Origin of the sequence: Acinetobacter sp. A47 (assembly GCF_000805455.1) — a bacterium.
Classification (GTDB): domain Bacteria; phylum Pseudomonadota; class Gammaproteobacteria; order Pseudomonadales; family Moraxellaceae; genus Acinetobacter.
Map to the genome: position 1 here is coordinate 1 of NZ_JSUS01000007.1, position 10,259 is coordinate 10,259.

12 protein-coding genes are annotated in these 10,259 nt (G+C 32.5%); 6 read left to right on the plus strand and 6 right to left on the minus strand.

The features are described 5' to 3' along the window. Positions 1-107 precede the first annotated feature (107 nt). The gene (locus tag OC23_RS02850; RefSeq protein WP_038342668.1) at positions 108-677 is read left to right on the plus strand and encodes a plasmid replication DNA-binding protein; all 570 of its coding nucleotides are present in this window, start codon (positions 108-110) and stop codon (positions 675-677) included. A 30-nt stretch (positions 678-707) separates the two neighbouring features. After that, positions 708-1,043, plus strand: a complete 336-nt coding sequence (locus tag OC23_RS02855; RefSeq protein WP_038342670.1) for a DUF6388 family protein — start codon at positions 708-710, stop codon at positions 1,041-1,043. A 739-nt stretch (positions 1,044-1,782) separates the two neighbouring features. Here OC23_RS02855 and OC23_RS02860 read toward each other — a convergent pair. From OC23_RS02860 to OC23_RS02870, 3 genes are all read right to left on the minus strand, one after another. Next, positions 1,783-2,436, minus strand: a complete 654-nt coding sequence (locus OC23_RS02860) for a hypothetical protein (protein ID WP_038342673.1) — start codon at positions 2,434-2,436, stop codon at positions 1,783-1,785. A gap of 89 nt (positions 2,437-2,525) precedes the next feature. Then, positions 2,526-3,029, minus strand: a complete 504-nt coding sequence (locus OC23_RS02865; protein ID WP_038342675.1) for a hypothetical protein — start codon at positions 3,027-3,029, stop codon at positions 2,526-2,528. A 77-nt stretch (positions 3,030-3,106) separates the two neighbouring features. After that, positions 3,107-3,331, minus strand: a complete 225-nt coding sequence (locus tag OC23_RS02870) for a hypothetical protein (protein ID WP_038342677.1) — start codon at positions 3,329-3,331, stop codon at positions 3,107-3,109. 259 nt (positions 3,332-3,590) lie between these two features. Between OC23_RS02870 and OC23_RS18550 the strand changes: the two genes are divergently transcribed. After that, positions 3,591-4,634: a hypothetical protein gene (locus OC23_RS18550; RefSeq protein ID WP_152607791.1), complete on the plus strand. Its 1,044-nt coding sequence runs from the start codon at positions 3,591-3,593 to the stop codon at positions 4,632-4,634. 30 nt (positions 4,635-4,664) lie between these two features. Here the strand turns inward: OC23_RS18550 and OC23_RS02880 are convergent, their stop codons facing one another. From OC23_RS02880 to OC23_RS02890, 3 genes are read right to left on the minus strand one after another with little or no spacing between them, the layout of a single operon-like run. Continuing rightward, on the minus strand, positions 4,665-4,874 hold the full coding sequence (locus OC23_RS02880; protein WP_038342679.1) for a hypothetical protein: 210 nt from the start codon (positions 4,872-4,874) through the stop codon (positions 4,665-4,667). Continuing rightward, positions 4,867-5,169: a helix-turn-helix domain-containing protein gene (locus tag OC23_RS02885; RefSeq protein WP_001140622.1), complete on the minus strand. Its 303-nt coding sequence runs from the start codon at positions 5,167-5,169 to the stop codon at positions 4,867-4,869. Before OC23_RS02885 ends, OC23_RS02880 begins: the two co-directional genes overlap by 8 nt. Continuing rightward, complete coding sequence (locus tag OC23_RS02890; protein ID WP_000269909.1) at positions 5,162-5,518, minus strand: type II toxin-antitoxin system RelE/ParE family toxin; 357 nt, start codon at positions 5,516-5,518, stop codon at positions 5,162-5,164. The genes OC23_RS02885 and OC23_RS02890 overlap by 8 nt, the downstream gene beginning before the upstream one ends. Positions 5,519-5,677: 159 nt before the next feature. Between OC23_RS02890 and OC23_RS02895 the strand changes: the two genes are divergently transcribed. The 3 genes from OC23_RS02895 to OC23_RS02905 all read left to right on the plus strand — a co-directional run bounded on the left by OC23_RS02895 (position 5,678) and on the right by OC23_RS02905 (position 8,967). Further along, positions 5,678-6,622 (plus strand): hypothetical protein, encoded by a 945-nt coding sequence (locus tag OC23_RS02895; protein WP_038342681.1) that lies wholly within the window; start codon positions 5,678-5,680, stop codon positions 6,620-6,622. A gap of 549 nt (positions 6,623-7,171) precedes the next feature. After that, the gene (locus OC23_RS02900; RefSeq protein WP_038342682.1) at positions 7,172-7,645 is read left to right on the plus strand and encodes a hypothetical protein; all 474 of its coding nucleotides are present in this window, start codon (positions 7,172-7,174) and stop codon (positions 7,643-7,645) included. A 758-nt stretch (positions 7,646-8,403) separates the two neighbouring features. Next, on the plus strand, positions 8,404-8,967 hold the full coding sequence (locus OC23_RS02905; RefSeq protein ID WP_038342683.1) for a hypothetical protein: 564 nt from the start codon (positions 8,404-8,406) through the stop codon (positions 8,965-8,967). The last annotated feature ends 1,292 nt before the right edge of the window (positions 8,968-10,259 follow it).

The following is a 10,259-nucleotide window of genomic DNA, read 5'->3' on the forward strand; positions in this document are numbered from 1 at the left end:
AAAAACATACATATGTTGATTTGTGCTTACAAATCAACATATGTATGTTTTTCGGTGTAGAATTTCTTAGAAATCATCGATTAAAGAATTTTTTCAGGATACCGTGGATGGCAAAATTATCACTTACAGAGGTCTCAAAACGCTTTAAAGTGAGCCGTTCAACTGTTTACAGAGCGATCAAAGAAGGAAAACTATCACGAAGTGCTGATAATCAGTTTGATCTGGCTGAAGTGATCCGGTGCTTTGGTGAGCCGGTAATTAAGGCATCTCCTGAAGAACAGTCTAAAGCTCCAGTAAAAGACGATGCTGATTTACGTCAGTTAGTCGATTTTATGAAAAGAGAGATTGAATCTTATAAAGAACGTGAACAGCGTTATTTGGATCAAATTGACCGGTTCCAGCTTTTATTAGGGCATAAAGAATCATCTGAAAAAGTGTCTCATGACACACCTGTGACACGTTCCAACGATACACCATGCGACACTTTTAATGACACACCTGAAACTATTGATACACAAGCAATGAAACAAAATGAAACGTCTCATGATACATCTTTGACACGTTTCAATGGTGCACCACGAGACACTTTTGAGACGTCTCATGACACATTAAAAAAACAGTCTAAAAAGCGTGGTTTATTTGGCCGTGTTATTAATGCAGTATTTAACGATGATTAATCTAAAAATAGTTATTAAGAGGAAATAATTTTGAACAACGGCCATTACATTAAAAAAGCCCTAGAAGTTTTTAAGCAAGATCCACATGTACAAGCAGCTCTCACTTCCAGAGTAAGTCCAGAGATTGCAAAAGTCCTGGGTGAATCTATGGAAGAGCTAGAACAGCGGACTCTATTGGAATTATTCATACAACATGCGGACTTGAGAAAGACAGATACATTAAGGCTTGCTCTTGATATGGCTGCAACACCAGAGCAAAAAAAACAGGCTTTAACACATTATCATGAGAATACAGCCAATGCACTTGGCATAAGTTTTGATGAATATTTAAAAATTAATCCTCAACTTAAAGCTGAGATCGAGTAAGACCTAATGTGTCATGAAACAAACATTGATACACTTGTAACCATTGCTATATAAGCAATGAGACAAAATGAAACGTCTCATGACACACTGAAATAACCTCATTAAAAACACATTACTCTCCAAAAGTAATCCGTCCTTTAAGCTTACCTTTCCATATCAAAATGATCACACCAACGATAATGATGAGAGTGATCAAAATATCGGGACGATCATGTAAATATTTAGTAAGTTCAACAACCATTGTAAAAAAGTCTTTCATCTTCATTCAATCCAGAAAACTTTGAAGAACTTAATTACACTCGTATACGTATATCGGTTCGTTGTGTGTTTTCGACACCTAATAAACAATACGAGAGTATTAAGGCTATAAATAACCCTTAAATTTTCGGATAAAATGAAAAAAAGTATCAGGCGGAAGGACTTCCGTTTATTTTTCATATCGACCAAAATTTAAAGCCGATAGTGATTATAAAGATTAAAAAAACGTTTTTTGGGCAAGATTCCACGTGCTGTCAACAGGAAAAATCTGGGGCTGATTATGCAAAATATCTAATTAAAATCGTGGAGCAATGCTCAAAAAACAGGCGTGGAACGTAAAAAATTAAGAAAAAGCCTTTCTAGAGCGTTGAATCCTAGAACTGCTTAGGCTAATACATTAATGCTAAAGGGAAAAATTCAAGCATTTTGTATAAGGCGTATTATATTAATTTTAAGAAAACTTCATAAATTCCCACCTATATTAGAGTCCTTTTAATTTATGTATTTCCTTTTCATACATCCTTATTTTCTTATCTTTAGGGTAGAAGTATTCAAAAACAATCCCAAGTATTACTAAACCAACTATTAAGATGATAAATACATAGGCTAATGCCTGATATACTTTTAATAATGCATCATCTTTCTTAATTACTTTCGCAACACTATGTTTAGATACTATTCTCAATTGTTCTAACGAATATTCAGAATTAATTGATGTTAAATTTCCTAAACTTAAAACGGAAAAAGTAATGTTTTCTGATGGTCTTAAAGATTTGAATTTTAAAAGTTTATAATTCTTATCCATTATTTCTTCAAACTTAATTTGAGGATTTCTGATTTCAATAAATGAAGAATCTTTAATCTTATGGACTGTAGAATCAATCTTTAGCTCAATCTCTCGGGCATTCAAAGTAAGTAAACTTGTAGGTATCCATACCTCTATATCTTCCTGAATTTGTTTACCAGTATTAGTAATAGTTAGTGAGTAAGAAGTACCTAATGCAGTTGTAATCGGCCCTTGATAAGTGTATTCCAACTCATACTTAAGTTCTCTTTGATTTAAATACCATGTAAGAATCACACCAATAACAGGAATAAGCACACCTGCTAATAGCCATTTAATATTATTAAGCATATGAAGAAACAGAATTTTTGAATGGTTAGAAGATATAGAATTCTATTATTTAAATATATATTACCTAAAACTTTTCATTGAAAATCGAATTATTTAACAGTTTGTAAAAAAGCTTTAACCTCTTCATGGGAAGCAGGTGTCTCATCTATAGAGGAAAAATACTTTTCAGAAGCATCAGCTAAAGCTAATAACTCCAAAGTTCCCTTTCTAATTCGCGCATGCCCATTATTAGGATAGAACGCTAAGAACAAAGCTGTACCCTCTCTACTAACAGAGTAAATAACCATGGAATTACAATTCATTCTACTTGCTCTAAGAATTGGAGGAACATAGGGTTTATTGTCTCTATCCCATGCTTTAAAGTCTGCTTCTGTGAATACCTCATCATTATAAAGTACATGGACATGACATAATCCAGTTGGCTTTATTGCTGATGGATCATCTAATGGTGCATCTAATCCAAATTCATATAGATAACCCGATAACCAGTACTCTTCAAAAGCGGCAAACATCTCTTCAATCATAAGAAGTTGATCACCCGAATAGGCGTTTCTTAAAGAAGGATGCAATACAGCTCTAGTTCTGGAAATCATATACCTATCCATAGATATTTTTAATGAATATATCTATGTAGGGTATAAAAAAGAAAACTAAAGGGCAACTAAAACAATTATTTAGTTTTAGGTTTATTTTGAGCCAAATTCACATAGTGATCCATCATTGAATCACCTAAATCTCTAGCTTGTTTTGAGGAAAAAGAGAAACGAGATTTTCTAACATTCGCTTCTTTTGGTGGAGTAATAGTACCAACAGGTCTATTCATACGAACCTCCTGAACGAATACTGCTGTATTGGTTTCAACGAAACGAAAAGCGTCACCAGAAACGTCATACATCTTACTTATCCTTTTATAATATTTAAAATTCGTTCGGTTTCCCGAACTACAACAATTATATTTTTAGTAAAAACTTTATGCATAAACTAATAAAGTTCCAAAAACCATCAAATATTCAACAAAGTTAAGCTATTGTTTTTTATATATAAATTTTTAAAAAATTAACTTCCATTAAAAAAAAACATTGACAAATCCCTATTAATAAAATATAAGTCCTTAGGACTTATATTTTATTAATTTTTTAAAAATGAAAATTGATTTGGCATTTGAAACTATAATTACTGAAAACCAAACCCAAATTGCATTTTGCAGGCAAGAGTTATTTCAAATTTTTCTAATGCTTTGGATAAATAAAGAATATAATAATCAAAAACTTACTGGCATAAGTGGATATCAAAATGTTGAATCTAGGTTTTATCATATTTGTAAAAATCTAGTGTCTAGGAAAGTATTTTTTGGTTTTAATAAAACGACTAAGGGCTATAGCTTTTTCATAAGAAATATTGAAAAATCCTTTACTTTAGAACAAATTACCTGTGCTATTTATCCCTATGGATACCTATCGTTCTTATCAGCGATGAATATCTATAAGTTGAGTGAGGTAAAATCATCTGCTATTTACTATGTAACTTATAACCGTCCAAAATGGAAAAATATAGCTACTAAAGATTTTATCAATAAATTTAGAAAGATAGGTATAACCTTTAGAGATAGTTCTGAAAAATTTGAATATTTAAAAGATGAAAATCCAGATATATATAAGGAACTTTTTTTTGCACAACAAATGCGATTTTCTGATGAGGATTTCTCTTTAAATTATTCATATCAAAGTACGATTCCAGCTTATCCTATCGAAGATCCATTTAACGAACTGTTCAAAAGTAGTGATTTTTCAAAAAGTATAATTATTCATACTAAGAAAGAGTTAGATGATCATGAGTGGTGGGCAAATGTTCGACTACAAAATATTCATGACTTATTTATTGATATGCTTAGATATCCTCAATACTGTGGGGGATTAACTCACGTACTCGAAGTCTATAAAAATCATTTACACAAATATCTAGATACCGTAATGGATAAAGTAGACCTAAATGGAACTACGATAGATAAGGCTCGATTAGGTTTTATTTTAGAAAAATGTCTTAATTACACCTCAGAACCTTTGATAGATTGGAAAATAGAACAGCAAGGTAAACGTGGTGGTTCTAGAAAATTAGTTGCCAATTTAGATTTCGATAGCATTTTTGATCCAGAATGGAATATTTCCATTAATCATGATGAATTTAAAAAATTTATTTAACATAAAATCTCTTATGCGAATCTGGAAGGATTAAGCTATTTCGTAATATTTTATCCAATAAGCATTGTCAAAAATATCTGTGTAATAGCTTGGTCTCTTACAATGTGAAAAATAGTCACAGCATAAATCTCTAATAGTTTCAATTTCTTCTAAGCTATTGGCAGCATTGACTAAAAATATAAACTTGTCCAGATTAACAAGTAATTTATTAGTATTTTTCAAAGACTTATTATTAGACATTGAATCCTATGTGTTTTCCTGTTGGAAGTTCTACATCAATACGAAGTTTTCCGCCCATTGCTTCAACATACTTCTTCATCGTTGAAATTTTAAGATCATGACCACGATTTTCGATTGCTGACAATGAAGGCTGTTTGATTCCAAGGGTTGCAGCCAGTTCTTTTTGAGAAATCTCTAACTCTTCACGAATAAGGTGAAGCTGAGTTTCTAACAATAATTCATCCGCCATTTGTTGAATACGAGCTTGACTCTCTGGAGAGCGACTAGCCAATAATTCTTGTAGGGTCTTAGCCATTAGATTGATCTCCTAAAGTTGAGAGATGAAGTTCATATTGCTGATCTGCAATATCTAACATCTCTTTATAAAAACGCTTTTTACCGCCTTTATCGCCGATACACAACACAATGGCTTGTCGTAAAGGATCAAATGCGAAAAAGGCTCTCAGTGGTTTACCTCTATGCTGAACACGTAGCTCTTTCATGTTGGTAAATTTGGAGTCATAGACGGTATCTACTAAAGGACGACCTAAACTTGGTCCCTGTTGCTGTAGAACGACCAACGCTGCGAGTACTTTCTCTTGTGTAGATTCATCTTGCTGTACAAGCCATTCGTTAAACAGATCCGTTGTAATGACTGTCCACATATTATAACCCAAATATAGACTACAATCTATATTGTATTATTGTATTCAAAAAAACACAACTGCTCATTAATTGAACGACATGGTATGTCGCATTATTTTGATTTATAGGCATAAAATAATAATTATGTGATAAGTTTGATTTTATTTTGAGCGGTTTTTATGAACTATTTATACTCTTCTTTTGGGCTGGATTACCAAAATCCAGAATGTGACTTTTTAAATATAAATTTAGATGAAGATACACGTTTATTTGTAGATGCTTATGCAATGTCACGATCATCTAATAAACACATGCAATCAGGTCATGAAACTTTAAGAATTTTTATGTCAGAAACCTTAGCTGGTTTAAAAAACTATATTAAAGATCCAGCAGCTATCAATAGCTTATGGGTGCCAAAATGCTTTGCAGAACCCAAAGGGACAGGCATTGGCTTAGCTAAAAATGGACATAAAGGTCGGGGAAGCCATGATGTTAAATGTCAGCAAATTATTACTGCTTTAAGACATTCTAAAGCTGTAGAAACAGGTGATTTAGAAGACCTTGAAGAACTACTGTTAGTTATTGAAGGGATTGGCTCAGATACAATTTCTGATATTACTCTTAATATTGCTAAGAAGCATTTCATTGAATATACACAGGAAAAATGTAAAAAACTTAATATTCCAGTAAGTCAGACTAAGGAAAAAATTAGATATTTTTGCAGTGTAGATAAAAAATGGAAAAGTGATAACTTTGACCTTCCACATTTGGAGGTTGGTTTAGAGAAAACACTAAGTTATTTAATCTTTATTCCTAATGAAACTTTAGAAAAAAATATGGCATATGGCTGTAACTACTTTTACACGAATGTCGCTACGCCTATTTATGTAGATCAGATTCTTGTCGCAGGGTCATCTTTTATTTATTCACTTAAAAATGGAGCTAAAAAAGTGAATAAAAAAGAAATGCGTAAAGATGATAAGTATAAGGGTGGCAAAAAACGGATGGATAATTTTATTTCTGATAATCCTAAGTCCCTTAAGGAATACAGAAAAACCGTAGCTGATAAGCGATACAAAAAGAATCAGGATAAGAAAAAGCCTAAAAATAATGATTCAGAATGATCTTTAAATAAAAAACCCCGATATCCTGTCGGGGTTTTTCGTATTTGGTAGTTAAGTATGACTCCTGTCTTACTTCACGATCCTGGTGTGTCACTTATCATTCTTGTTTTATGTGTTGGAGCATCCTGCTCTCTACGTGTCCATGATATGCAATCTGGCTGAATCAAACTATTGGCAATTTTCCTGAATAGATGTACGCCAAAGCGTACATAATTTTATCAGGGATTTATCCCAAGATTTGTCCGCAGGAAATGGGGATAAAATAGCTTCAGAGAAGCCTTAAGAAATCAGGAAAAATGAAATTTTTGAGTATTTTTTAACCAATTTTATTGGCTAAAAGTGACAAAAGTGCTTAAAAAGCATCCGACTTGTTTCGGAGTCGGCTTTTTACCTATTTTTTAGTCATGACTAATTTTTTAAATATTTGAAAAAAAATAATTTTTTATAAATGACTTCGCATAACGCCCATTATGTTAAATTGATCAAGAAAAGAACAAATTACTTTGATATTATTTATAAAAAACATCACCTTCTCAGGAATATATACACATGGAACTACTAACTCATTTTCATGAATATTTAGAACTAAGCTCACCAGTTTTGAAGGAAATATTTGTAAATTTAATAGTGACTTACTCTATCTTTTTTGTCTTTTTCAAATTAAATAACTTAATTAAGGCGAATACTCAAAAAAGTATATTGTCATGGCTAAAAGTATGCCTGAACGAGTTCAGAGCTACATTAGTTTTACCTAATGATATTAAAGAAATAAATTTTCCTACATGGGCAAATAGATGGATTAACTATTTTTTTGGAACGACTTGGTTTATTGGCTCATTCCTTTTCACACTTTTCGGCCTATTGATGACAATTTTAATGATGTACAGCAAAAATACGCTATCTATACCTAACTCCTTATTAGCTATAGGTATTTGGTTTATCTTCATATGTGGGGCTAGATTTTTCTATGTAGAAGGCAGAAAAGCTTTTGCGTTAGCAAAACGAAATCGTCTAATGTCTTAATGTTGACAAAAATTCAGTTGCCCAAAAGTGAGGTATAGCATACTTAAATGAGGTATCGAATTTTAAGTAGCAACTTTTGGGCTAGATCCTAAGGATAACAAGCTTGGTAAAAAATAGGCAATGATAAAAATTTGATAGCATTTTTTGCGGCATCTGCCTATCCTGCGTTAGAAATTGGCTAAATAAAAACACTTTTTCTAAGCTAAGAATTTCTATTCTCATAGATTTAAACTTTTAAACCGTATCAAACGTTATCAAGGCGTATCAAGTACAACAATCTTACTTTTAAACCGTATCAAACATTATCAAAGCGTATCAAAAGTAATCGTAATAAATCTAAATGTAGACAAAAATTCAGTAAAACTTCGAGGATTGCACTCTAAATGCACCTTATTTGCGTTCTTTTTACCCCTCAATTGCATTCCTTTTAAACTCCTTTTGCACTTTAACCATCAAAATTAAGGATTAACGCCCTTTGATATCAAAAAATGGGGGGAAAACAAGCCAATTATGCATACTAATTCACTAGTAAAATTCTATTTTCAGGATATACACCATACGCACCTTGCAGGATCATTGAAATCAATCACTTATACGATTCAATTTTAATTTAAAATTGAATTACTTATACTTAATCAACCATAAATATATGATTTTTATACATATGCTATGTATTTATCTCTTAACTTTAAATAGGATAAATACTTTATAGTATTCCCCCGAAAAAACAGATTCATATTTTAAAATTTGAGGAACTTATGTCTCTAACATCATTATTTTATGAAAATCCAATTATTTTTTACTGTTCTTTAGTCATCTTGGGGTTTGGTGCAGGGATCGCAACTGATCAATTCTTTGTAGAACGATTTAAAGAGCTTACAGGTGTAGAGAAAGATAGTTTAATCTCGGAAAACTCAAAATTGAATGAAACAGTAAAACTGCAAAAACAGAAAATTGATGAACTTTATTCTTCACTTTCTTCCACACAAGTGGAATTGTCAAACAGACAAAGTAAAATAGGCTCAGATAACTATTCAATTCAAACACTTAATCAAAAATATAATGATTTATACCAACAATATCAAAAGCTTAATCAACTATATAGTAATTCCCAGAATCAGTATCAGATTGCTCAATTCAATTGTAACATTATGACAAGACTAAATTCTCTCGAATCAGAGAAACGATCTTTAGTTAATCAACTAAATTCAGTTAGCGTCTTTGATCGTGATATAGAGGGGACTAAGCAAGATATAAGATTACAAATTCAACAAAACCATGATAAGACTATTAATTTACAAAGCAATTTAAAGTGCATATAAATTAAACAGATAAAAGTATATAAACTACATTTCCAAACTCCATACCTAGACCTTATTTTAATAATAACAAATACAGTACTCTCTCCTAAAAGTTTCGTTAAATGAAGATTCCTATTTTTCGAGTACAGCCAATGCAAAGCATAGCTACGCAGAAAAATAGGAATCAGTAAAAAGCTATATAAGCTCTAAAAAGCACTGTTTTACGTTTTTAGACACTTTTAAAGTGTGAAGATAGGGAACATAGGAAAGTTTAAAAAAACTCGAAATACGGCAAAATAGAGCGTTTTAGATAGGTAATTTTGAATTATCTGAAGTAGTTTTGTTTGAAATTTTATTAATTTAAAATTAAGAAACTATCTAAAAAAGCCTAAGCAAATAAAATTTTTTATAATTTAAATGATATAAATCAAATATTTAGTATATATATTAAAAAAGGGAGAGGAGAAAGGCACTCAACTCATCCTCACCGTACCCCACACCCCCTCGCTTTGCTCGGGCTGATGGTGAACGTTGAGTGAGTTTCGGCAATACTCACCCTAAGGGCGGCCATCTAAAAAGATGACACATCCCTTAAGTATTGCCGATTTAACCTAATGGGCTGACGGAGCCACGCATCGGTCGTATCCGCACCATGCTTCGCACACATGGCAGACAAGGACTAAAGGTCTTGCGCCTCTCCCCACGCGCTCCTTGTCGAAGTATGGCGATATCTCTGCGAGGGTTTCCCCAACATGCAATTTAACCAACCTATACAACTACTCTCAACGCTCCGCTTATGTGGGGTTCCCCTGTAACGGTTTAGCTCGAATCTTTTGATTTTCACTATCGCTACGTTGCACCAGTGACACTTGTTCCCTCCACATGCAACGCATGCCAACCGAATATCGGGCACGCAGAAGCAGGCAAAACTTGCTGAAAGAAGCTTATTTGATGAAAAAAAACACTTAACTAACGAAGACTTATCATTTAGGGTCTTGATCTCAACTTATTTTGCTGTGAAAATAGAGGTCAGGTACAAGCCTTTGGTGAAATCATAACGGACGCCAATCCTTATGATCTTCGTTACTTGATGGTGGTACATCAAATAACTGCGTACCGACGAATTTAAAGCCCTCCTTGATTTATGTCAAGGAGGGCTTTTCGTTTTGCACGAAAAAATGTCATAAAAAACATACATATGTTGATTTGTGCTTACAAATCAACATATGTATGTTTTTCGGTGTAGAATTTCTTAGAAATCATCGATTAAAGAATTTTTTCAGGATACCGTGGATGGCAAAATTATCACTTAC

Excerpts from the sequence above, each read along its gene's own strand:
- OC23_RS02850 (WP_038342668.1), top strand. The coding sequence starts at position 108 with ATGGCAAAATTATCACTTACAGAGGTCTCAAAACGCTTTAAAGTGAGC.
- OC23_RS02860 (WP_038342673.1), bottom strand. The coding sequence starts at position 2,436 with ATGCTTAATAATATTAAATGGCTATTAGCAGGTGTGCTTATTCCTGTT.
- OC23_RS02865 (WP_038342675.1), bottom strand. The coding sequence starts at position 3,029 with ATGATTTCCAGAACTAGAGCTGTATTGCATCCTTCTTTAAGAAACGCC.
- OC23_RS02870 (WP_038342677.1), bottom strand. The coding sequence starts at position 3,331 with ATGTATGACGTTTCTGGTGACGCTTTTCGTTTCGTTGAAACCAATACA.
- OC23_RS02880 (WP_038342679.1), bottom strand. The coding sequence starts at position 4,874 with ATGTCTAATAATAAGTCTTTGAAAAATACTAATAAATTACTTGTTAAT.
- OC23_RS02885 (WP_001140622.1), bottom strand. The coding sequence starts at position 5,169 with ATGGCTAAGACCCTACAAGAATTATTGGCTAGTCGCTCTCCAGAGAGT.
- OC23_RS02890 (WP_000269909.1), bottom strand. The coding sequence starts at position 5,518 with ATGTGGACAGTCATTACAACGGATCTGTTTAACGAATGGCTTGTACAG.
- OC23_RS02895 (WP_038342681.1), top strand. The coding sequence starts at position 5,678 with ATGAACTATTTATACTCTTCTTTTGGGCTGGATTACCAAAATCCAGAA.
- OC23_RS02900 (WP_038342682.1), top strand. The coding sequence starts at position 7,172 with ATGGAACTACTAACTCATTTTCATGAATATTTAGAACTAAGCTCACCA.
- OC23_RS02905 (WP_038342683.1), top strand. The coding sequence starts at position 8,404 with ATGTCTCTAACATCATTATTTTATGAAAATCCAATTATTTTTTACTGT.